The organism is Rhodospirillum centenum SW (genome assembly GCF_000016185.1).
GTDB lineage: Bacteria > Pseudomonadota > Alphaproteobacteria > Azospirillales > Azospirillaceae > Rhodocista > Rhodocista centena.
Genome location: NC_011420.2, coordinates 4,193,658 through 4,216,214 on the forward strand (window position 1 = coordinate 4,193,658; position 22,557 = coordinate 4,216,214).

15 protein-coding genes are annotated in these 22,557 nt (G+C 68.8%); 8 read left to right on the forward strand and 7 right to left on the reverse strand.

From position 1 onward, the window contains the following. Nucleotides 1-181: 181 nt before the first annotated feature. A complete protein-coding gene (locus RC1_RS19065; RefSeq protein WP_012569103.1) occupies nucleotides 182-1,738 on the reverse strand; it encodes a lipopolysaccharide biosynthesis protein in 1,557 nt (518 codons plus the stop codon). Between the two features lie 190 nt (nucleotides 1,739-1,928). After that, nucleotides 1,929-2,954 carry an NAD-dependent epimerase/dehydratase family protein gene (locus tag RC1_RS19070; RefSeq protein WP_148213503.1) on the reverse strand — a complete coding sequence of 342 codons (1,026 nt, stop codon included), beginning with the start codon at nucleotides 2,952-2,954 and terminating at the stop codon, nucleotides 1,929-1,931. A gap of 407 nt (nucleotides 2,955-3,361) precedes the next feature. On the opposite strand from RC1_RS19070, the gene RC1_RS19075 reads away from it, so the two are divergent. The 3 genes from RC1_RS19075 to RC1_RS19085 all read left to right on the forward strand — a co-directional run bounded on the left by RC1_RS19075 (nucleotide 3,362) and on the right by RC1_RS19085 (nucleotide 6,794). Further along, nucleotides 3,362-4,462, forward strand: a complete 1,101-nt coding sequence (locus tag RC1_RS19075; protein ID WP_012569106.1) for an NAD-dependent epimerase/dehydratase family protein — start codon at nucleotides 3,362-3,364, stop codon at nucleotides 4,460-4,462. Nucleotides 4,463-4,475: 13 nt separating this feature from the next. Further along, nucleotides 4,476-5,675 carry a VanZ family protein gene (locus tag RC1_RS19080; protein ID WP_012569107.1) on the forward strand — a complete coding sequence of 400 codons (1,200 nt, stop codon included), beginning with the start codon at nucleotides 4,476-4,478 and terminating at the stop codon, nucleotides 5,673-5,675. 216 nt (nucleotides 5,676-5,891) lie between these two features. After that, a complete protein-coding gene (locus RC1_RS19085) occupies nucleotides 5,892-6,794 on the forward strand; it encodes a glycosyltransferase family 2 protein (RefSeq protein WP_012569108.1) in 903 nt (300 codons plus the stop codon). A 72-nt stretch (nucleotides 6,795-6,866) separates the two neighbouring features. Here RC1_RS19085 and RC1_RS19090 read toward each other — a convergent pair whose 3' ends face one another. The 4 genes from RC1_RS19090 to RC1_RS19105 form a co-directional block, all read right to left on the reverse strand. After that, entirely contained in the window at nucleotides 6,867-7,520 is a 654-nt protein-coding gene (locus RC1_RS19090; protein WP_012569109.1) for a PIG-L deacetylase family protein, read from the reverse strand. Between the two features lie 7 nt (nucleotides 7,521-7,527). Then, entirely contained in the window at nucleotides 7,528-8,367 is an 840-nt protein-coding gene (locus tag RC1_RS19095) for a glucose-1-phosphate cytidylyltransferase (RefSeq protein ID WP_012569110.1), read from the reverse strand. Then, entirely contained in the window at nucleotides 8,364-9,680 is a 1,317-nt protein-coding gene (locus tag RC1_RS19100) for a class I SAM-dependent methyltransferase (RefSeq protein WP_012569111.1), read from the reverse strand. Before RC1_RS19100 ends, RC1_RS19095 begins: the two co-directional genes overlap by 4 nt. 181 nt (nucleotides 9,681-9,861) lie before the next feature. Continuing rightward, nucleotides 9,862-10,665, reverse strand: coding sequence for an FkbM family methyltransferase (locus tag RC1_RS19105; RefSeq protein WP_012569112.1), 804 nt, complete (start codon nucleotides 10,663-10,665; stop codon nucleotides 9,862-9,864). 296 nt (nucleotides 10,666-10,961) lie between these two features. Between RC1_RS19105 and RC1_RS19110 the strand changes: the two genes are divergently transcribed. The 3 genes from RC1_RS19110 to RC1_RS19120 all read left to right on the forward strand — a co-directional run bounded on the left by RC1_RS19110 (nucleotide 10,962) and on the right by RC1_RS19120 (nucleotide 17,918). Continuing rightward, the gene (locus tag RC1_RS19110) at nucleotides 10,962-11,597 is read left to right on the forward strand and encodes a sensor histidine kinase (RefSeq protein WP_148213504.1); all 636 of its coding nucleotides are present in this window, start codon (nucleotides 10,962-10,964) and stop codon (nucleotides 11,595-11,597) included. A 165-nt stretch (nucleotides 11,598-11,762) separates the two neighbouring features. After that, the gene (locus tag RC1_RS19115; RefSeq protein ID WP_012569114.1) at nucleotides 11,763-13,223 is read left to right on the forward strand and encodes a lipopolysaccharide biosynthesis protein; all 1,461 of its coding nucleotides are present in this window, start codon (nucleotides 11,763-11,765) and stop codon (nucleotides 13,221-13,223) included. A gap of 171 nt (nucleotides 13,224-13,394) precedes the next feature. Next, nucleotides 13,395-17,918, forward strand: a complete 4,524-nt coding sequence (locus tag RC1_RS19120) for an Ig-like domain-containing protein (RefSeq protein ID WP_041785580.1) — start codon at nucleotides 13,395-13,397, stop codon at nucleotides 17,916-17,918. 232 nt (nucleotides 17,919-18,150) lie between these two features. On the opposite strand, the gene RC1_RS19125 is transcribed toward RC1_RS19120, so the two are convergent. Continuing rightward, nucleotides 18,151-19,593, reverse strand: coding sequence for an undecaprenyl-phosphate glucose phosphotransferase (locus tag RC1_RS19125; protein ID WP_012569116.1), 1,443 nt, complete (start codon nucleotides 19,591-19,593; stop codon nucleotides 18,151-18,153). Between the two features lie 836 nt (nucleotides 19,594-20,429). Here RC1_RS19125 and RC1_RS19130 point away from each other — a divergent pair. After that, entirely contained in the window at nucleotides 20,430-21,659 is a 1,230-nt protein-coding gene (locus tag RC1_RS19130) for an outer membrane beta-barrel protein (RefSeq protein ID WP_012569117.1), read from the forward strand. 316 nt (nucleotides 21,660-21,975) lie between these two features. Further along, nucleotides 21,976-22,548, forward strand: a complete 573-nt coding sequence (locus tag RC1_RS19135) for a polysaccharide biosynthesis/export family protein (RefSeq protein ID WP_012569118.1) — start codon at nucleotides 21,976-21,978, stop codon at nucleotides 22,546-22,548. Nucleotides 22,549-22,557: the final 9 nt, after the last annotated feature.

Below are 22,557 nucleotides of genomic sequence, written 5' to 3' on the forward strand. Positions count from 1 at the left end.
CTGCCAGCCGCGTCTCTGGCCCGTCTCGGAACGCTTTGCGCGGCATCCAGGGTCGGCGCCATTCCGGCTGAGCGCCCCGGATTCGGGGGTGCGGCCTCGGGGAAGGCAGCGCCCCCCGCCGGAGAGGTGGCGTCGCTTCCGAGGAACCGCTTCGGGGGGGGGGCGGCGACGGAAGCGGGCGTCAGTCCCCGGCCGGAACGGCGGTGGCCGGGCCAGTCTCCCGCGTCTTCCCGTTGCTGCGGCCCAGCGCCAGCCCGATCAGGTCCAGGCAGGTGCGCAGACTGCGCCGGCCGACCGTCAGCAGCACCAGGGCATAGGCCAGCACGCCGGCAGTGGCGGCCAGCGGTTCCGCCAGCAGCCGGTGCGGCAGGGTCAGGTGCAGGCCGGCGACCGTCTGCCAGGCGGCGACGAACGCGGCGGAAGCCAGCAGCACCGGCCCCAGCCGCCGCAGCACCTGGAGCGGCGGAATGCCGATCGCCCGGTGCAGCGCCAGCAGGTCCAGCGGCAGGAAGCAGCACTGCCGGACCACCAGGGCCGCGGCCAGGGCGACAAGGCCGCGGTCGATCAGCAGCGCGATCAGCAGCAGGTTGCAGGCCGCCCCCAGCCCGATCAGCAGCATGAAGCGCCCGGCATGCCCGACGCCGCGCAGCACGGTGCCCGACATGCTGCCGATGATGGTGGGGATGCCGCCCAGCGCCAGCCAGCGCAGAACCTCCCCGGCGGTCCGCCAGTCCGACCCGAAGGCGAGTTCCACCAGCGCCGGCGCCACCGCCGACAGGCCCAGCAACAGCACGGAGGACACCGCCAGCACCGCCTCCGTCAACAGCAGGAAGGTCGAGCCGAGCCGGACCCTGTCCTGCTGCACACGGGAGAACAGGGGAAAGGCAACCTGCGTCGTGGTCCGGGACAGCAGGGTGATGACCGTCTCCTGGATCCGCTGTGCCAGCACATAGAACCCCAGCACCACAGGGCTGGCCAGCAGGCCGACCAGCAGCTTGTCGGCCTGGCTGTAGGCGAACATCAGCAGCCGTGTGCCGGCGGTCTTGAGCGTGAAGGGCAGCAGTTCGGCGACATGCGGGCGGGAGAAGCGCAGCCGTGGCCGCCACGCCACCGCCCGCCAGAGCATCAGCGTGCCGACCAGCCTCTCCACGGTGAACTGCCCGACCAGCGCCCACACACCGGCCCCGGCCACCGCCAGGGCGATGCCGGTGATCCCGCCGGCGACGATGCCGGCCAGGGTCCGTACCGCGATGGCGCGGAAGGCCATGCGCCGGAACAGCAGCGCCTGATGGACGGCGCCGCTCGATCCCACCACCAGCACCGCGGCCCCGACCCAGATCAGCGGCGCCAGCTCCGGCGTGTCGTAGGCCTGCTGGATGGCCGGGGCCGCGACGGCACCGGCTCCTGCCAGCAGGAGCGAGAGGCCGAGATTGAGCCAGAAGACGCCGTCCAGGTGCTCGTCCGCCAGCGCCGGACGCTGGATCAGGGCCTCGCCCAGACCATCGTCCAGGATCGCCTGGGCGAAGGCCACCAGCACGACGATCACGGCGAAGCTGCCGAAGTCGTGCGGGGTCAGCAGGCGGGCCAGCACCAGCATGACCAGCAGCGAGATGATCTGCCGGCCCCAGTTGTTCGCCATCGACCAGAGGGCCCCCTTGGCCGCCTGCCGGCCGAGCCCCGCGGCCTCTCCCGGCGTCTGCCCTTCCGGCAGGGTGGTCTCGGTCTTCAGATCCGGCATGGGGTGACAGGCCCGCGTGAGTTCCCGAACGGGGACTCCAACGCGGCACCGGAGCCGCCGGGCAGGGGGATGGCCGGTTTAGTCGCGTCGTTCCGGTTGCGTGCCACGGACGTCGCCGCGAGGGGCATGGCGGGGTAACCCTCTCCGACACCGTGGCCGGGAGGGGGAAACCGCCGTCGGATGCGACGGGTCAGCCGGCGCGGGCCAGGGGCGGATGCTTCTCTGCCGGCGATTCCCTCTCCAGATGCTCCCGGTAGTGCCCGATCGTGCGGGTCAGGCCCTCGGCCAGCGTCGTCGTCGGGCGCCAGCCGAGCCGCTCCAGCGCCGGGCCGGTGTCGGCCGCGCGGATCATCTCCAGCGGCCGGTCGGGCAGAGCCCCGAAGTGCAGCAGGTCGCTCCGCCCCAGCATCTCCCCCGCGAGCGTCAGGCAGTCGCGCAGCGTCACCAGCCGGCCGGTGCCGATGTCGATGGAGTCCGCTCCGGTATAGGGGGCGAGGCCGGCACGCAGGAAGGCATCGGTCACGTCGTCCACGAACACCCAGTCCACCGGCCGCAGTCCACTGCCCAGCCGTGCCGGCTCGCCCCGCAGCAGCGCCAGGAGGGAGGCCGGGATGACCTTGTACTCCTTCTGTCCCGGCCCGTAGGTCATCATCAGCCGCAGCACCGTCACCGGCAGCCCGTGCAGCGCCGCCATCATCCGGGCATAGCCGGCCGTGGTCCATTTCGCGGCGGCATAGGGGGAAGACGGGACGGCCTCACCGGCCTCGCCGGTCGGCTCCTCCAGCGACGCCGCCAGCACCAGCCGGTCCACGCCGCGGCGGGTCGCCTCCACCAGCACGTTGACGGTGGCGATCACGTCGTTGCGGATGCTCTCCCCGATCAGATCGACCTCGCGCCCGCCGCGGCTGTCGCTGGTCAGGTGGTAGACGATCTCCGGCCGGATGTGGGCGAAGGCTTCGGCCAGCCGCTCGGGGACGCTGGCATCGCAGGGCCACCAGCCGGCGGGTTCCGCCGGCAGGCCCGGGCGCCAGGGGCTGCGCGACATGCCCCAGACCTGCGCCCCCAGCCGGCCCAGACGGGTCACCAGATGCGCGCCCAGGAAGCCACTGGCCCCGATCACCAGCACCCGTCGGCCCCGCAGGGCGCTGACATCGATCGACGGTGGGGTGACCGCCGATGGGGGGCGCAGCGACGAGGGGGGCGGTGTCGCGGGCATGGGACCTCCGCTTTCCGGTGGGGGGAATCCCGGCGGGGATGCATGGGCGGGCTCTGAACGTGGTTCACTTTAGGATCGGAAACCGAAAGAGGATCGACCCTGCCAGACGGCGGAGCCTGCCGGCGCCGGACCTATGGCCTTGGGAAGGGGGCAGGCCGAGGGCCGGCCTGCTCCCTGCCAAGTTCCTGCAGCGCCATGGCAAGGGCGAAAGCGGGTGATCCCCGCGGCGTCGGGGGCCTCCCCGCCCGGCGGGGCGGCATCCCCGTACCGTACATGCGGGGGCGGCGGAGTACTCCCCCTGCCTGCCGTGCCGCGCTGCACCCTGCCCGCCACAGCCCCCGTTTAACAGGCGATCCGCCGGACCGATCTGGCCGGCGCCGACACTGGCAGACGAAGGATTCACCGCGATGAAGGTGCTGGTTACCGGGTCGGAAGGATACATCGGGTCCGTCCTCGGCCCGTACCTGATCGCCCGTGGGCATCGGGTTACCGGGCTGGACACCGGCTTCTACACGGCCGGACTGCTCTATCAGGACGCCAAGGAGCGGCCGCCGCTGGTGGCGCGCGACATCCGCGATGTCGGGCCCGAGGACCTCCAGGGCTTCGACGCCGTCGTGCATCTGGCCGAACTGTCGAACGATCCGCTCGGCGCGCATGACCGCGACACCACCATGGACATCAACTGGAACGGCTCGCGCTCGCTGGCCGAGGCCGCGCGGCGGGCCGGGGTGCGCCGCTTCGTCTACGCCTCCTCCTGCTCCGTCTACGGTGTCGGCAACGAGGGCGAGGTGAAGGACGAGACCTCCGAACCCGATCCGCGCACGGCCTATGCCGAGTGCAAGGTGCTGTGCGAGCGGCACCTCGCCACGGTGAACGATCCAGACCGCTTCGCCACCACCTGCCTGCGCAACGCCACGGCCTTCGGCGCGTCGCCGCGCATGCGTTTCGACATCGTGCTGAACAACCTCGCCGGGCTGGCCTGGACCACCGGCCGCATCGCCATGTCCAGCGACGGTACGCCGTGGCGGCCACTGGTCCACGTCCTGGACATCTGCCGCGCCGTGGAGCTGACGCTGGCGGCGCCGTCGGAGCGGGTGGCCGGGCAGATCTTCAATGTCGGCGCCGATGACCAGAACTACCGCGTGCGGGAGATCGCCGGCATCGTCGGCGAGGTCTTCACCGGATCGGAGGTGACCTTCGGCGAGCCCGGCGCGGACAACCGCAGCTACCGCGTCTCCTTCGCCCGGATCCGGGAGCATCTGCCGGATTTCCGCTGCGACTGGTCGGCCCGGGCGGGAGCGGTGCAGCTCCACAGCCTGTTCCGCGCCATCGCCCTCTCGGGGGAGGATTTCGAGGCACCGCCCTTCACCCGGCTGAAGGAGTTGCGGCGTCTGCTCGACCTGGGACGGCTCGACGGCCGCTTCCGCTGGCACGGGCTGGACATCGACGAGCCGCACACCGGCACGCAGGCAGGCGGTGCCGCGCCGCAGGCCCGGGCCGTCGCCTGAGACCGTCGCGGCCGTGATCCTGCCCCTGCGGCTTCCGGCAGCGGCGGCGGCGCTGGTCTGCCTCGCCGCCGTTCTCTACGGCTCCCTCCATCCGTTCCGCTTCGCCTGGCCGGAGACGGGAGCGGCGTCGGCATGGCTGTCCGCCGGGTCGGAGGGCAGCCACGCGGCGGAGATGCTGGTAAACCTGCTGCTCTATGCGCCGACGGCGGCCCTGGCCGTCGCGGCCCGGGGCGGGGTGTCGATGCGCCGCGCGGCCCTGCTGGCCGGGTTCGGGGGCTTTCTCCTGTCCCTGGGGGTGGAGACGGCGCAGACTGTGATGCCCGACCGCACCTCCAGTCTGCTGGATCTGGGCCTCAACACCCTCGGCGCCGCGCTGGGTGGGGCGATGGGGGCGGTCGTGGCGCCGCGTCTGGTCCGGGGACTGTCCCTGCGCCGGGTGGTGGCACAGCCCTTCGTGCTGCTGCTGCTGGCGGCGGTCGCCGGCTACCGTCTCTATCCCTATGTGCCCTCGCTCGACCCCGACCATGTCTGGGCGGGCTTCTACTACGCCTTCGACCTGCACACGGCACCGCCCCTGACGGTGCTGCGCGGTACCGTCACCTGGCTGACCCTTGCGGTGCTGGTGGAGGCCTTGTCGGGGCGCCGGCTGGCGCGGCTGGCGGCGCCGCTCGCCATCGCCCTGCTGCTGGTGGCCGAGGTGACGCTGGACCGTAACCGGCTCTATGCCTCCGATCTGCTGTCGGCGCTGCTGGGGGGGATGCTCTGGGCCGTCGTGCCCTGGCGGCGCGGGCCCTGGCGCTGGCTGCTGGCCGGGCTGGCGGTCGCGGCCGTCGTCGCCGGGCGTCTGCGTGCCGGCGACGCCCTGACCGATCCGCTGGCGGGGCTGGTTCCCTTCGCGGAACTGCACGGGCGCCATCTGACGGCTGTCTTCCTGGCCCTGTTCGAAAAGACCTTCCGCCTGGGATCCGTGCTCTGGCTGCTCTGGTCGGCCGGGCTGGACCGGCGGCGGGCGGCCCTGGGTTTCGCAGGACTGCTGCTGCTGGGGGAGGTGGTCCGGACGGTGCTTGGGGGCGTGCCGCTGACGACGGATGTGGCCCTCGTCCTGATCCTGGCGGCCGTCTGGCGGCTGCTGGAACCGGCACGGCCTCCACCGCCGGCCGTGCCGGGTCGCAGCTGTGGTACCGGGGACACGCTCCCGTCCCGGTCGCTGTGACCTCTCCTCCGGGACGAAACCAAACCGTGTCCCGCATCGTTTCTGAACCTGAGAAGCCGGATTCAGCCCAGGGCGTGGAAGATGACCCGGGCGTCGGAGAGTCCGGACGCGGCCGCACCGCAAGCCCGACCCGGCGCGGCCTGTGACAAAAAGGGGGAATCCCGTGCCGGTCGTTTCCACCACCCTCGTTCCCGCGGCACAGCCGGGGAGGTCCTGATGCCCCTGGTCTCCATCGGTCTGCCGGTCTTCAACGGCGAGCGCTACCTGGCCCGGGCGATCGAGACGATCCTCGGCCAGAGCTTCCGGGACTTCGAACTGATCGTCTGCGACAACGCCTCGACGGACCGGACCCCGGCGATCCTGGCCGAGGCGGCCCGCCACGATGACCGCATCCGCTATGTCCGCAACAACGCCAACATCGGCGCGGCGCCGAACTGGAACCGGGTCTTCTCCATGGCGACCGGCGTGCTGTTCAAGTGGGCGTCGCACGATGACCTTCATGCCCCCACCTATCTGGAACGCTGCGTTGCCGCCATGCAGGCCGATCCGGGCCTGGTGCTCTGCCACACCGCCACCACGCTGGTGGACGAGGACGAGGCGGAACTGCCCCGCGACCCGCTCGACGGCACCTACCGGGACCGGGCGGGCAACCTGCGCTTCGGGGCTCCGCCCCCGACCCGGGCGCAGAGTCCCGACCCCGTGCAGCGCTTCCGCGATATCCATGTGGACATGATCCGCTGCTTCGACATCTTCGGGCTGATGCGCAGCGACGTGCTCCGGCGCACTGCGTTGCACCGCTCCTATTACGGGTCGGACAAGGCGCTGCTGGTGGAACTGGCGTTGCTGGGGCGTTTCTCCGAGGTGCCGGAGCCGCTGTTCCTGAAGCGCGACCATGCCGAGACATCGCTGACCCTCTCGGCGGCGGAGAAGGCGCGCTGGATCGACCCGGCCTGCCGGCCCCCGAAGCTGCTGCCGCGTCGCCTCTACTACGCCCAGGTGCTCGACGCGCTGGGGCGCAGCGGGCTGTCACCGGCGGAGAAGGCGCGCTGTCTGGGCATCATCGCGGCGAACGTGAAATGGCGCGGCCTGCTGCGTCGGGCGCTGCCGCACCAGAGCTGACCGTGCGGGATCGTTTCCACGTCGCGGAAACGATCCCGCACGGTCATGCGTCCCGCGGCGGGAAGAAGAATCTTAAAGACACAATTTGCAGGCGTGGAAGCCCTCGGCATAGCCCTCCGGGGCCGCCGACTGGATGCCGCGCAGCCGCATCAGTCCCAGGAAGGTCTCCGGCGTGAACCAGGAGCGGGCGCGCTGGCTGCCGAAATGCTGCATCAGCAGGCCGGCCTTGCGCTCCGCCGCAGCGCGGGTCAGGGGCACATACAGGTTGGGGTTGCCGGTGTCGCCGTCGTATTTCGGGATCTCGTATTCCAGGACCAGGTGGTTGCGGAAGCTGTTCCAGGTCAGATCCGCCAGTGTGCGGTGATCCTGGTGCCGGTCCTCGCGGTGATGGGTCAGGACCAGATCAGGTTGTCCGCTCCGTTTCAGGGCTTCGAAGCACTGCTTGATCTCCGTGAACTGTGCGGGGAAGAAGCCGTCGCGGAAGGTGTGGACGTCGATCCGGCTGCGGGCCGCCCCGTGCAGGAAGTCCGCGGCGCTGTCCCGCGCCTCGGCGGCCCGGACATCGTCGGCGGCGAAGACGACCCAGTGGACGCTGCTGCCGGGATGGCGTTCCAGCAGGGTCAGCAGGGTGCCGCCACAGCCGATCTCCACATCGTCGGAATGGGCGCCCAGGCACAGGATGTCGAGCGGCGTGCCGGGGCCGCGGCCGAGGGAGAGGGTCAGCATGGCGCCCTCACGCGGCGGCGAAGCCGACGGCACGCGGCGTCGGGGCGCTGTTGTCCTGGGGCTGGTCCTGCGGGTCGCGCCAGACCTCCCAGGGGGCAGGACCGGGGGACAGGGCCGCTTCCAGCGTCTGAAGATCCTTGAAGGTGTCGCAGCCGCGCCAGAAGCCGGTATGTTCATGCACCAGCAGCCGGCGGGCGTCGATCAGGCGCTGGAAGGGCTCCTCCACCAGTTCCTCGCCGGGCACGATGTAGTCGAAGATCTCCTGTCGGAACGCGAAGTAGCCCGCATTCACCCAGAGATCCGCGTCCTCCACATTGTCCACCCGTGTCACCCGTCCCGCCGTGTCATGGCGGACGAAGTGGAAGCTGGTGTTCGGCCGCGCCGCCATGAAGGCGGCCGTCGCGTTGCTGGCCGCCAGCCTGTCCGTGATCTCCGGCAACGGGCAGTCGGTCAGCCCGTCGCTGTAGTTGGCCAGGAACATCTCCTCGTCGCGCAGGAAGCGGCGGACGGCCAGCAGGCGCTGGCCGATGTTGCTGGCGGTGCCCGTGTCCACGAAGGTGATACGCCAGTCGTCGATGTCGCGGCGCAGCAGTTCCAGCCGCTTCGCCCCTTCCGACAGCACGAAGTCGTTGGACACGCACTCATCGTACTTCAGGAAGAAGTCCTTGATGACGTGTCCCTTGTGGCCCAGGCACAGAATGAAGTCCTTGTGCCCGTAATGGGCGTAGTAGCGCATCAGGTGCCACAGGATCGGCCGGGTGCCGATCGGCACCATCGGCTTCGGCAAGGCGTCGGAATAATCGCGCATGCGGAGTCCGAGGCCGCCGCAGAACAGGACCACTTTCATGGCGCGGTTCCCTTCGAGAGATCGGCGGGGTCGATGATGACGGGTTCGGGGATCGGCACGATGAAGCGGCCGCCCCAGTCGGCGATGGGGGCGAGCTGACGCATGATCTCGTCCTTCAGGTTCCAGGGCAGGATCAGCACGCAGTCCGGCCGCGTCCGGTCGATCCGATCGGGCGGGTGGATCGGGATGCGGGTACCGGGCAGCAGGCGCCCGTGCTTGTAGGGGTTGCGGTCCACCGTGTAGTCCAGCAGGTCGGTGCGGATGCCGCAGTAGTTCAACAGCGTGTTGCCCTTGCCCGGGGCGCCGTAGCCGACGACGCTCAGCCCCTGGTCACGCAGGTCCGACAGCAGCCGGAGCAGCCGCCGCTTGGTCCGGCGCACCCGGGCGTCGAAGGCGCGATAGGTCGCCATGTCCTCCAGCCCCCGCTCGCGCTCGGTGGCGCAGAGCGCCTCCACCGCCGGCATCGTCGGGTGCGCGGCTCCCTCATGGCAGGCGTAGATGCGCAGGGAGCCGCCATGGGTCCACAGCTCCTCCACATCGAACACCCGCAGCCCGTGTCCCGCCAGCAGGCGGCGCACCGTGCCCAGGGAGAAGTAGGAGAAATGCTCGTGGTAGATCGTGTCGAACTGGTTCTCCTCGATCAGCCGCAGCAGATGGGGGAATTCCAGGGTCAGCACGCCTTCCGGCTTCAGCAGCACCGGGAAGCCGCCGACAAAGGCGTGCAGGTCCGGCACCTGTGCCAGCACATTGTTGCCGGCGATCAGGTCGGCCTGTCTGCCCTCGGCCGCCAGTTCCCGTGCCAGAGCGGCATCGAAGAAGCGGACCAGGGTCGGCACACCCGCTTCCTCTGCCACGCGCGCGACATTTGCGGCGGGCTCGATGCCCAGGCAGGGGATGCCGCGCTCGACCGCGTTGCGCAGCAGGTAGCCGTCATTGCTCGCCACCTCGACGACGAAGCTGTTCCGGCCCAGGCCGAAGCGTGCCGTCATCGCCGCCACATAGTCGGCGGCATGCGCCAGCCATGCCCGGGAGAAGGAGGAGAAGTAGGCGTACTCGCCGAAGATGTCGTCCGGCGGCACATATTCGCCGAGCTGCACCAGCCAGCAGTGCGGGCAGACCTTGACGTCCAGCGGGTAGAACATCTCCCCTTCGTCGGCCCGCTCCGGCGGGACGAAGCTCTCGCACAGGGGGGAGAGGCCCAGATCGACGAAGGGCTCCAGGCCGTGGCTGCAGGCGCGGCAGGTCGTATGCCCGCGGCTGCGGGCGGCGGTGTCGCCCTGGGGGGCGCCGTGGGTCAGGACGGAGGCGTCCATGGTGGCTCCGGGTCGGGTCAGAGAAGCTCCCGGGGAAGAACCCGTGGCCGCGGCACTCGGCCCGGGGTTTCTGGTGGCGCCCCGCCTGGGGAGGCCCCTACGGCGGAGGGGGCATCAAGTGTCCAGGCGGAGGATCGCCGGGCCTTCCGGGGGAGGGGAGAGCCGAAGGGCGGAGCGCCCCTCATTCCTGGTCGGCGGGGGGCCCCAGCCGGGCCGCCAGCGCGAAGAGGACACGGGGGCGGTCGGGGTGGATGAACAGGAAGTTGTGGATGTAGGCGTCGCTGTAGGAGGCGCCGACCCGCTTGGCGTTCTCCGGCCGCTGCAGGATTTCCGGGCGGAAACGTCCGAGCGGATGCAGGCGCCCCTCATGCAGGAAGAAGCCCCGGTAGCCCAGACCCGCCAGCATCGTCTCGATCCGCTGGCGGGCTCCGGGGACGTGCCTGTCCTCGCTGCCGACCAGGATCGTGGGGCGGTCGCGGGCAATGCACTGCCGCCCGCCCTCCAGGATCGGGTATTCGTGCCCTTCGGCATGCACCTTGAGAAAGCCGAGATCGCGCAGACCCAGCCCGTCCAGGGTGCGGAGAGGAACCTCAAGGGTGCGGCGCTCGAACTCCCGGTTCACCGCCTCCTCGATGGTGGCGCGGGAGGCCAGCTCCCCTGCCGCCGTCAGGGGGATGGCGAGGCGGGCGGTGCCCTCCTGATCCGACAGGGCGCAGGCCAGCACCTCGACATTGCGGCCGGTTCCGCGCCGCAGCTTCGCAGCCAGCGCCGGGTTCGGTTCCACCGCCACGGTCCGGGCGGAGGCACGGGCGATGTGCCAGGTGTAGACCCCGACATTGGCCCCGACATCGACCGACGTTCCGTCGGGGTCGCAGAGCAGGGGAACCAGGGGCAGCTCCATCTCGCCGGCTGTCAGTCCGCGACGGGCGCGCAGCCGCAGCTTCGCACTCTCCGGCACGACCTGTCGCAACAGGGTCCCAAGCATGTGATCGAACTCCGCAGTCGGTTCCGAGGGGCAGGCGCGGGATGGCAACCGTTCCGGTCCATGCCGTCCACAGGCGCGTTACCTTGCTAAACAGAGTTCCTGCCTGGCCGGACAGCGGTAACAGGTGTCTTCCCCAATTCCCGCCGCCTCTACCGAAGGAAGGAATCGGCAGCATGCAGACGCCCTACCTCGGAAGAGGGCGGGAGCTTTTGCCGCGTGTGCGCTTTCTTCGCCGTGTGACACAGACGGGGACAGTAATGGGTAACGAGAACGTCCGGAGGGAAGCGGTTCCGTTGGTGGAAGTCTTGACCTCCGACGCGGACACCATGACGGCGACACTGCTTCCGGGGGCCGTCCATCATGCCGCGCTGGGCGGCATGGTTTCCCTTGCCAAGTCGCTGGAGGCCGAAATCCGGGCGATCCGCGACCCCGTGGCCCGGGCCGCCCTGGACGGGGCCCGCTCGCGGGTCGTGGCGCTGGCCCAGGCGCAGCGTGTCCTGGCCGACCTGGGGGAGACCTGTGCCGCCGATCTCGGGACGGCCTTGCGCGAACTGGGATCGGCGCTGCTCCTGGCGCACCAGGTCGATGGACGGAGCCTCCGGTTCGAGGTGCGCTGCTGGGGAGTGCCGCTGCTGCCCCGCTCCCTGGCGTTTCCCCTGGGGCTTGCTGCCAACGAGCTGATCGGCAATGCCCTGCGCTATGCCTTCCGCCGCCGCAGCAGCGGCCGCATCGAGGTGGATCTCCGCTGCGCCGGAGGCCGGCTCGTCCTGTGTGTCGCCGACGACGGGGAGGGGATCTCCGACCGGACCCTGTCCAGCGGCAGCACCGGCCTGTGGCTGGTCCGCGCCATCGCCGGGCAGCTCGGCGGCCATGTCGATGTGGACCGGCGTGAGGGCACCGCGATCAGCCTCGTCCTTCCCCATCTCCCCTGAGCCCCCGCCGCAGCGGATCGGCCGGACGGGCGAAGGGTGGGGCCCTGTCTATGCCCAAGGCCCCATGGGCAACCCTTCCGATCGCGTGCTTGATCGGGGCCGCAGCGCGCCGCCGTCCGCCGGTCCGGCCGCATCCCCGATCCCCCGTGCAAGGTCCGCATCCCCATGAATCTGCGCCGGCTCGCCCTGGAAGGCGCGTTCTGGTCCTCCGCGGAGGGCTGGAGCCGCCAGCTCGCATCGCTCGTCATCTTCGTCGCCGTCGCGCGCCTGCTGTCGCCGGCGGAGATCGGCCTGTTCGCCATGGTCGTGATCGTTCTGGCGGCGGTCCAGACGGTTCTCGACGAAGGACTGAACGAGGTGCTGATCCAGCGGGAGCCGCTGGACGATCTCCACCTGGATTCTGCCTTCTGGTGCAATGTCCTCCTCACCGGCGGCGTCTGTGGCGCGCTTGTGCTGGCGGCACCGCTGCTGGCCCGTCTCTTCGACGAGCCTGGCCTCGCACCGCTGCTCCAGGTCGTGGCGCTGGCGCCGCTGCTGGTCGGTCTCTGCGGTGTGCAGCAGGCGCTGCTGCGCCGGCAGCTCCGCTACAGACTGCTGGTCGTCCGCTCGCTGGCGGGCATCGCGGCCGGCGGGGTCGTCGGTATCCTGCTGGCCGTGCAGGGGTACGGCGCCTGGGCCCTGGTGGCGCAGCAGGTGGTGGACCGGGCGGTCGGGGCGGCCGTGCTGTGGGCCGGCGCCGGCTGGACGCCGCGGGCACGCTTCTCCCTGTCCCACGCCCGCGACCTGATGCCGTACAGCGCCTTCCTCACAGCCACCCGGATCGTCAATTTCTGTAGCAAGCATGTCGACCGCTATCTGGTCGGGCTGCTGATGGGGCCGGCGGCGCTGGGTGTCTATACCCTGGCCTACCGTGTGCACGATACGCTGAGCTTCCTGATCGTTCAGGGCGTCGCCAATGTCGGCATGAGCACCTTCGCCCGGCTTCAGGCCGAACGCGAGCGCATGCGGCGGGCGCTCTATGCCGCGGTCGAGCTTGGCGGCCTGCTGGCCACGCCCGTCTTCCTCGGCGTTTCCGCGGTGGCGTCCAATCTGGTCGTCACCTTCTTCGGCGAGGGCTGGCGGGAGAGCGGCACCATCCTGGCCGTCATCGCCCTGCTGGGCGTGCCGGGTCTGGTCAGCAACTTCGCCGGTGCCGTGATCCGCGCCACCGGCAGCGCCGGTCTGCTGCTGGCCCTGCTGACCGCCAGCGCCGTCGCCAACGTGGCCGTGGTGCTGGTCAGTGTGCAGTACGGGCTGGTCGTCATCTCCATCGCCATCCTGCTGCGCAATCTCGCCTTCGTGCCGGTCTATCTCTGGATCATGCGCCGGCTGATCGGTGTCCGTCCGGGCGATTACCTTGCCTGCTTCATGCCCGGTTTCCTCGCGGCAGCGGGCATGGCCGTGATCGTTCATGGTGTCGGGCTCGTGCTGGCACCCTCTCTGACCGCCCCCGCGGCGCTGGGGGTACAGGTGGCGGTGGGGCTTGTCGCCTATGCGGTCCTGCTGCGGCTGTTCGCGCCGACGGCGCTGGCCCGCGCGCTGGCCGTCCTGCGGCACTACCGCCAGCTCCGCTCGGTGGAGGCATGATCCAGGCTGCCTTTTCCCGTGCCTGGAAACTGTTTCCTTCCCTTTTGAGCGATTCTATAAATTAACAAGCTCTGACCATATCGGCATGCCGGTTGCCGGATCGATCAGGTTGATCCGAGTTGCCTGGATTTTAATGTCGTGAATTTCTGGGAAGAATCGGGAAAGGACGCGATGTCGGTCTCCAGCGTTTCTGTCAGCCTGACGGGTGATGGCAATGTCGATACTCTGCTCTATGGCAGGAAGTGGGGTTCAAACTCAATCACTTACAGCTTCCCGGCCGACGCGTCTGACCTTTCTGATTACCCGGCCGGCACTGCGATCGATTCTTCTTATTTTTCTGCCCTTACCGCAGCCCAGCAGACGGCCGTCCGGGCCGCCCTGAATGCCTGGTCGGAGGTCAGCGGGCTGAGCTTCACCCAGGCCGCGACACCGGCGCAGGGCGACATCCGCCTCTACTGGTATCTCAGCCCGGACAATCTGACGGCCCGTATCGTCGATTACCCGTCCGACCAGCCCGAAGGCGGGGATCTGCAGCTTGGCAGTGCCGCCGGCGTGGCCAGTTGGGACCCCGGCAGTTACGCCTATTTCCTGCTGCTGCACGAACTGGGGCATGCCCTCGGGCTGAAGCATCCGCACGATTCGGTCAACGGTTTCCCGGCCGCGGATTCATCGCAGGACTGGGTCGGCCTCTCCGTGATGAGCTACCGCAGCCAGGCCGGCGGCCCGGTTGAAGGCTATTCACTCGCGGCGGGTAGCTATCCGTTCAGGCCGATGCTGAACGACATCGCCGCCATCCAGGCCCTGTATGGCCCGAACTGGAGCACCAACGCGGGCGATACGACGTACTCCTTCGATCCGACCGCTCCGGTCATCTTCATGACGCTCTGGGACGGCGGCGGCGACGATACGTACAATTTCGCGAGCTACGCCACGGACCTGACGGTATCGCTGTTGCCGGGCGAATGGATCAGCCTGGGCGGGCAACAGGCCATCCTGGACACGGGCAGCGGTGTGCGGGCACCGGGCAACATCGCCAACCCTTATCTGTACCAGGGCGACCAGCGGTCCCTGATCGAGAATGCGATCGGCGGTTCGGGGCATGACCGCATCACCGGCAACGTCGCCGACAACAGGCTGGAGGGCCGTGACGGGAACGACACGCTGACCGGCGGTGACGGCAACGACACGCTCATCGGCGGGAACGGCAACGACAGCCTTCTCGGCGGGAACGGCTCCGATTCCCTCAGCGGGGGCGCCGACAACGACACGCTGGAGGGCGGGGCCGGCGACGACACCCTGGAAGGCGGGAGCGGTGCCGATGTCTTCGTCTTCCAGTCGGGAGTCGACGCCGGCATCGACCGGATCGCGGATTTCTCGGCCGACGACAGTATTCTCGTGCCCGTCACACTCTCGGGCACGGTCACGGCCGGTAACGGGGCCGGGCTCGGTGCGGGCGATGTCCAGGTGGAGGGGGCGGCGGGCGTCTCACGCCTCCATATCGGGCTGGACGGCATCCCGGGGGCTGATCTGGTGATCGACCTCACGGGCCCCTTCTCCAAGGACAATTTCGTCCTGACGGGCCAGGAGATCGCATATACGTCCGATACCGTCCTGCCGGCCGTCGCAGGCATCGTGCTCATGGGCTCTCCCGGGGCCAACGCCACCTCCGTCACGTACCGGGTCAGCTTCGACGAAAGCGTCCTGGGCGTCACGGCGGGGGATTTCCTCCTGACGACGACGGGAACGGCTTCGGGCAGCATCAGTGGCGTGACGGCGGTCTCCGGCTTCCAGTACGATGTCACGGTGACCGGGATCACGGGGGCGGGCACGCTGCGCCTGGATCTGGCCGGCGCCAGCGATATCACCGACCTTGCCGGCAATGGAAACGGCACCAACGGCAGTGTCCCCCTCTTCGCTGGCGGCGATGTCCACACGATCGACGCCACCGCGCCGCTGGTCACCAGCATCGTGCGGCAGTCGCCGTCCGCCGCCACCACGAACGCCGACAGTCTGACCTTCCGCATCACCTTCAACGAGGCGGTGAGCAACCTCGACGCCGCCGACTTCGCTGTCGCCGGGACGACGGGCACGGTGACGGCCGTGACTTCCGCCGGGAGCAACGCCTTCGATGTGACGGTCAGCGGCGGAGACCTCGCGTCCCTGAACGGAACCGTGACGCTGTCCTTCGCCGGCGGTCAGAACATCACGGACACGGCCGGCAACGCCCTGGTCTCGACGACGCCCACGGGGACGAACGAGAACAGCTATATCCTGGACAACACCGGGGTCACCCCCGTCATTACCGGCATCGCGTCCGATACCGGCCTGTCGGACAGCGACGGGATCACCAGTGAGACCCGGCTGGTCTTCGGCGGGACGGCCGAGGCCGGCAACACGGTGACGCTCCGGCTCGACGGTTCGGAGATCGGGACGGTGACGGCCGACGGGAGCGGGCACTGGAGCATCGACCATCGCGGCACGCTCCTTGCGGATGGCAACCACACGGCCGTCGCCACCGCGATCGACGACGCCGGAAACGAAACCACCTCGACCGCTTTCTCCCTGCGCGTGGACAGTGCGGCCCCGACCTTCACTTCAGGACCCGGCAGCATCGCGGAAGGGGCCGCCGCCGGGACACTGGCGCTCCAGCTTGCCGTGACGGATGCCAGCCCGGTCAGCTACAGCCTGCTCGGCGGCACCGGCGTGGAACTCTTCGATCTCGATCCGGCGACCGGACGGATCACGCTCGCCCAGGATGTCGGGCTCGATCATGACGGGACGAGCAGCTACACCCTCACGGTGCGGGCAAGCGACGTTGCCGGCAACAGCCGCGACCAGAGTTTCACGATTGCCGTGACGAACGTGGCGCCCACGGTGCCCGTCGATACGAACACGGCGCCGGACAGGGTTGTCGAAGGGGCGTCGGCAGGGACGCGGGTGGGGATCACGGCGATGGCCACCGACCCGGGCGGCGGGACGGTAAGCTGGAGCCTGACGGACGATGCCGGCGGGCGGTTCCGGATCGACGCGGCGACAGGTGTCGTGATGGTGCGGGACGGCGGCCTGATCAACTACGGGGCAGCGACCAGCCACACCATCGTCGTGACCGCGACGGACGCCGGCGGGCTGACCGCCTCGCAGAACTTCACGATCGCGGTGACCCAGGCCCCCGATCCGGAGCCGCCGCCTCCACCACCACCACCACCGCCTGTGGTGGTGATCCCGCCGTCGCCGCCAGGGCCGCCGCTGCCGCCGGCGCCGCCGGGACCACCGGCCGCCCCGCCGCCGCCGCCGGTGGTTCCGACGACGGTGACGGCGACGGAGGACGGGGTGTCGGTGGGGCGCGGCAGCGGCAGCGACAGCCTGACCGGGCGGCCGGTGGAGCAGGTCGTGGTGGCGCCGGTTCCGACCAGCCGCCAGGATGCCGGCGGCACGCCGACGGCGAACGCGGACATCCGGCTGGGCGGCAGCAGCAGTGTGCCTGTCCTGGTGGCGACGCTGCCGGTGGGGGTCGGGCTGCAGGCCTCGGGGGCGACGACGCTGACCCTGGCGGAACTCTCCGCAGCGGCGGGGGTGGAGGCCGGGCGCATCCAGGCGGCCGGCACGGTATCGACCGGCACGGTCGATCTGGCGGGCCTGTCGACGCTGCTGCCCGGGAGCACGCCGGTGACGCTGCGGACGGTGACGCCGACGCTGACGGCGGGCAGCACGACACCGCCCGGTCAGCCGATCCTCCTCTCGGTGCCGACCTCGACCGACACGTCGGGGATGGTCACGGCGGTGGTGATCGACGGCCGCTCGCTGCCGTCGGGGACGAACATCGAACTGCGCGACGTTGACTATGCGGTTGTGACGGGCAGCGTGTTCGTGACCGGGGGCACCGGGTCGAACGTGGTGATCGGGGACGATGCGCGGCAGTACATCCGGCTCGGCCCGGACGACGACACGCTGCGCGGCGGCGGCGGCGACGACACGGTGGGGTCGGGGGAGGGCCGCGACCTGCTCTACGGCGACGAGGGCAATGACAGCGTGTTCGGCGGGGAGGGGTATGACCGTCTCTCCGGCGGGGCGGGGGACGACACGATCGACGGCGGCTCGGGGGTCGATGTCGTCCGCATCGAGGCGGCGCGCTCGGCGGTGACGCTGGAGGCGACGGGCCCCTGGGGCGTGCGGCTGAGCGGGGCGGCGACGGGCACGGACGTGGCCAGCGGGGTCGAACTGATCCGGTTCGACGACCAGGTGGTCTATGTCACCCTGCCGGTGCGCTTCGAGGCGGTGCAGCCGGACGGCGGCGGGGCGTTCGACGAGGCCTTCTACCTCGCCCAGTGGGCGGACGTGCGGGCCGCGGTGGCGGACGGCCGGTTCCAGAGCGGCCTGGAGCACTATCTGGCGTTCGGTCAGGCCGAGGGGCGCGACCCGACCCCGCTGTTCGACGAGGAGGCGTACCTGGCCCGCTGGGCCGACGTGCGCGTCGCGGTGGAGGCCGGGCAGTTCCACTCGGGCTACGAGCACTATCTTGCGTTCGGCTGGCGCGAGGACCGCGATCCCTCCGCCTGGTTCGACCTGTCGGCCTATCTGCAGCGCAACTCCGATGTCGCCGACGCCGGCATCGATCCCCTGCGCCACTGGCTCGTCTGGGGCATCGGCGAAGACCGCATCGCCACCGCCGCAGACACCGGCCTCTGGCTCGCCTGACGGGCTCGCCCGACCCGAGGCCAAGGGGCGCCCCGCACGCCGGGGCGCCCCCGTCAGAACTACCCCCCGTCAGAGGCGGGGGCAGTCGGAGCCTTCCTGGGCTATGGCAAGGAGAGGATCAGGGGGATCGTCCGGGCGCAGGTCGCAGGCCTTTCCCATGGCGGTGCATCGTCAGGGATCCCCGTAGATCTGTCCGCTGGAGATATCCCCAGGAACGGGGCTGTCTGCCCCGTCAGTACACGTCCCGCCCTGCCAGCTTGATCGCGGTGAGGACCAGGATCTTGATGTCCAGGGCCAGCGACCAGTTCTCGACATAGTACAGATCCTGCTCGATGCGGCGCTGCAGTGTCTCGACATCCGGGACCTCGCCGCGCAGGCCGGTCACCTGGGCCAGCCCCGTCATGCCCGGCTTGACCCGGTGGCGCGCCATGTAGCTCTCGACCTGCTCGCTGAATGCGGTGTCGTGCACCAGCGCGTGCGGCCGCGGACCGACCAGCGACATCTCTCCCCGCAGCACGTTGATGAGCTGCGGCAGTTCATCCAGGCTGCTGGCGCGCAGGAACCGTCCCATCCGGGTGACGCGCGGGTCGCGCCGGGTCACCTGTTGCAGCGGCCCGGTCCCGTCCTCCGTGACATGCAGGGTCCGGAACTTCAGCACGGTGAAGCTGGCCTTTCCGAAGCCGCCGCGCCGCTGCCGGAACAGGGCCGGGCCGGGGCTGTCCAGCCGGATCAGCGCCGCCAGCAGCAGCAGCAGGGGGGACAGCACCACCAGCAGAGCGCTCCCCACCACGATGTCGAAGAGGCGCTTGACCGTCCGGTCCATCTCCGCCAGGGGCGGTCGCGCGACCGTGATGACCGCCGGATCGTCGGTCAGGCCGAAGTCGCTGCGCCGCCGCAACACCCCGGGCGGCGGCAGGATCTTCACCGCGACGGGCAGGAAGCGGGTCGCCCCGACATAGGCTTCAAGGGCCGCGTCGTCGTCCAGCGGCGGAGCCAGCAGGACCTGGTCGATCCGGTAGCGGGTGCAGAGAACCGCGATCTCGCGCACGGCATCGCGCAGATCGGGTGCCGCCGGGGCCGCTCCGTCCCCGCCATCGCCGCTGCCCCGGGGCGCAACGGCGACCGTGGCCAGGACGGCGTTCTCCCGGTCCGACAGGTAGGGCAGCAGGGCTTCAATCCGGTCGGTCGGCCCGACGAGCACGGAATGGCCGCAGAGCCGCCCGGTTTCGCGCAGCCAGGTCAGCACATAGCGGTAGAACAGCCGGACCGAACCGAGGGCGACGAAGCCGAGCAGCGCCCAGGAGCCCAGCCAGATGCGTGAATACTGACCACTCGTCTTGGCGGCGAAGCTGAGCGCGATCACCAGCAGGACGGCCAGCCCCCAGCTGCTGGCGACGCGCCGCACGGCGGTCACCGGATCGCTCATGCTCTCCGGCCGGTGGGTCCGGAACATGGGGCCGAGGAAAAGAAAGGCAAAGGCCCCGAGGGCAACCAGGACGGCATAATCGTCCGGTAGCTCGGACTGACCGAAGCGAAGGCTGACCGCCGCAAGGGCAGCCGCAATGATGATCGTCAGGTCAGAACTCTGGAAAACCACCTGAACGGCCCGCTTGCTCCAGCGGGAGGGGCGCCGGACAGCAGAATGTGAGCTCTTTTCCGGGGCAGCCGTCGTCACGGTGGGCTCAACACTGTTAACCCCGTCTTAACGCCGCATATCCGGGAGAGGTACATCACCATGACAAATGAAGCAAGGAGCTTTCCTAAAAATTCATTAAATCCCATTTGTCCTATATGGAATTATCGCATGAGAATTCCGAATGAGTATTGATCGTTCCATGCAAAAATCGAGCGCTGATTTGTGACGCTTAGAAATTGAAAGCATCATTCAGCGCATCAAGATTTTTGGTTAATGAAAATCAAGGCAATGTAATGTCATCGGATATTCTAGCAGCAATATAATCTCAATATAATCATGGCTGGCTCTTTTGCTGAAGATTCCGGGTCGGGATTGATGGTCGTTTTCTTGGCGCAACTCTTCATTGGGGGTCCGGCCCGCCGATCATCGAAGGTCTCGCACGCCTTCGCCGCGGCCTGATCCGCTCGCTGCGCTCAAATGTGCAGGCCGGACCGTTTCCGGGGCGGTGGGGGCGGTCAGTTCGGGAACGCAATCGAAGTTGATCCGACGGTTCCGGTCGCCAGCGACATGGGAGCTCCCGAGTCGGGCTTGCGGAACGATGTCCTTTTCGCCCTGTGACAGTTTCCCTTCCTGCAATGGAGGCGGAACGATCAGGTGGTTTGAGTTTTCCGCGCCGGCGTCTTCCGCCGTCTTTCGCCTGATGGTCGGGATGGAAAACAACATCCCTGCCGGAAGTGTGGCCAGGAAGAGTCGGGTCATATCTCTAGTCTTGAGAATTCGGGCGGCTGATGCTACGGATGGGGTAAGTCCTGAACGGTGCTGCCCATTTCGGACAGTATCTCATACCCGAACACTCCACGACATGGGTGGGCCCGATGCGCAATGCAGTCAAACTCGCTGCCGCGGCAACCGTTCTGGTCAGCGCGCTTCCGCTGGTCGCAGTCGCTCAGGAGGATGCGCGGGGCGTTCCGGTGCTCAACCGGGGGCGGCCGGACTACGATGCCGCGGGCGTCCGTGCCGGCGGCTTCATGGTGATGCCGTCGCTGAAGCTCGCCGGGCAGTATGACGACAATATCTTCGCCTCGGAGAACGAGGTCGATGACTACATCCTGGTCGCTTCGCCGTCCCTCAGGGTGCGGTCGAACTGGAACAATCATGCCCTGAATTTCCAGGCCGGCGCCGATGTCGGGCGCTACCAGGACAACGACCAGGAGGATTACGAGGACTATCTGGTCGGTCTGGACGGTCGGATCGACATCGCCCGTGGCACCACGGCGCGCGCTGACGGCAGCTATGCCCGCAAGCATGAGGAGCGGGGCTCGCCCAACGATGCCGGCGGGCGCGAACCGACCGAGTATGATCTTGTGACGCTGGGGGCGGGGTTCGACCGCTCGCTGGCCCGCCTGGGCTTCCGGCTTGGCGGCGACTACCAGAGCTTCAACTTCGACGATGTCGCCGGCGTCGGCTCCCAGATCATCGACCAGGACAACCGTGACCGTGAGGAATACGGCGTCACAGCCCGGGTCAGCTACGAGACCACGCCCAATGCCCGCGGTTTCGTGCAGGCGGCCTACAACTGGCGCCGCTACGATACCAATCCGGTGCGCGATTCCGATGGCTACCGCCTGACGGCCGGTGTCGAGCTCGACCTCGGCGGCATCACCACCGGCGAGCTGTTCGCCGGCTACCGTAGCCAGTCCTACGACGATCCGCTGTTCGATGATGCCAGCGGCTTCACCTACGGCGCCAACCTGACCTGGAACGCTACGGCTCTCACCACGCTGATCTTCACCGTCTCCAACACGACCGAGGAGACGACGCAGGCCGGCAGTTCGTCCTACATCGCCAGCCTCTACCGGGTGCAGGTCGATCACGAACTGATGCGCAACGTCATCCTGTCCGGTTTCGCCTCCTACATCGACAACGACTACAAGGGCATCACCCGTCAGGAGGATGTGATCGGTCTCGGCGCAAGCGCCAAGTACCTGATCAACCGCAACTTCTCTGCCGAACTCGGCTATCGGATGACCGACCGGGACGTCAACGTGGCCGGTTCCGATTACACCCGCAACATCTTCTTCCTGAATCTTACGGCGGCTCTCTGACCCGTTGATGACGGGCTGACCTGCTGCGCGAACGGAACGGTGCAGGAGCGAGGCAGGCGGAGTCCTGCCCGCGTCCTCGCTCTCTGCGTCCGGCGGGTCCTGCGCCCGGTTCATCCGGGGCGGGCCGGAGTGCTGCGGTGCTTACTGGATGACAGGCCTGGATGCCGTATCGGTCGGTTCCCCGTAAATCAAGCACGCCTGAACCGATGATCTTTTTGTTTTCGGATCCTGAGCCGGTTCTGCATCAGCTCCGATGGAGATTCGCCGGGAATCCGTGGTAAAGTGATCAGGTCTTGTGGAGCCTTGGTCGGGGACAATGCTGGAAATCCTGCTGCAGTCGGGGAGGAGGCGGTCGGATCTGTTCCGCTGCATCCTGATGCTGTTCTTCCTGCCGGTCCTGTTCCTGGGGGCGACCATACCTGTGGCATCAGCCGCGGAGTACCGCCTGGGCTCCGGTGATAAGCTGCGCGTTGCCGTCTTCGCCGAGCCCGACCTGTCGGGCGAGTTCGAGGTCGAAGGGGCCGGTATCATCTCGCTGCCCCTGATCGGCCAGCTCAAGGCGGGCGGCCTGACCCCGCGGGAACTGGAACGGGCCATCGCCGAGAAGCTGGCCGACGGCTATCTCGTGAACCCGCGCGTCAGCGTCGAGGTCATGAACTACCGGCCCTTCTTCATTCTGGGCGAGGTCAATTCGCCGGGAAGCTACGCCTATGTCAACGGCATGACGGTCCTGAACGCCGTGGCCCTGGCCGGGGGCTACACCTACCGGGCCCGCAAGGACCGCATCGTGATCCTGCGCGGGGGCCGGAGCAACGATGAGGAACTGGCGTCGGAAGCCACCGAGGTCCTGCCCGGCGACATCATCCGCATTCCGGAGCGACTGTTCTAGACAGGCCCC

What these genes read in the sequence shown, in the direction of transcription:
- RC1_RS19075 (WP_012569106.1), top strand. Translation starts at nt 3,362, where the DNA reads ATGAAGGTGCTGGTTACCGGGTCGGAAGGATACATCGGGTCCGTCCTC.
- RC1_RS19100 (WP_012569111.1), bottom strand. Translation starts at nt 9,680, where the DNA reads ATGGACGCCTCCGTCCTGACCCACGGCGCCCCCCAGGGCGACACCGCC.
- RC1_RS19070 (WP_148213503.1), bottom strand. Translation starts at nt 2,954, where the DNA reads ATGCCCGCGACACCGCCCCCCTCGTCGCTGCGCCCCCCATCGGCGGTC.
- RC1_RS19085 (WP_012569108.1), top strand. Translation starts at nt 5,892, where the DNA reads ATGCCCCTGGTCTCCATCGGTCTGCCGGTCTTCAACGGCGAGCGCTAC.
- RC1_RS19120 (WP_041785580.1), top strand. Translation starts at nt 13,395, where the DNA reads ATGTCGGTCTCCAGCGTTTCTGTCAGCCTGACGGGTGATGGCAATGTC.
- RC1_RS19065 (WP_012569103.1), bottom strand. Translation starts at nt 1,738, where the DNA reads ATGCCGGATCTGAAGACCGAGACCACCCTGCCGGAAGGGCAGACGCCG.
- RC1_RS19130 (WP_012569117.1), top strand. Translation starts at nt 20,430, where the DNA reads ATGCGCAATGCAGTCAAACTCGCTGCCGCGGCAACCGTTCTGGTCAGC.
- RC1_RS19095 (WP_012569110.1), bottom strand. Translation starts at nt 8,367, where the DNA reads ATGAAAGTGGTCCTGTTCTGCGGCGGCCTCGGACTCCGCATGCGCGAT.
- RC1_RS19090 (WP_012569109.1), bottom strand. Translation starts at nt 7,520, where the DNA reads ATGCTGACCCTCTCCCTCGGCCGCGGCCCCGGCACGCCGCTCGACATC.
- RC1_RS19115 (WP_012569114.1), top strand. Translation starts at nt 11,763, where the DNA reads ATGAATCTGCGCCGGCTCGCCCTGGAAGGCGCGTTCTGGTCCTCCGCG.
- RC1_RS19135 (WP_012569118.1), top strand. Translation starts at nt 21,976, where the DNA reads ATGCTGGAAATCCTGCTGCAGTCGGGGAGGAGGCGGTCGGATCTGTTC.
- RC1_RS19105 (WP_012569112.1), bottom strand. Translation starts at nt 10,665, where the DNA reads ATGCTTGGGACCCTGTTGCGACAGGTCGTGCCGGAGAGTGCGAAGCTG.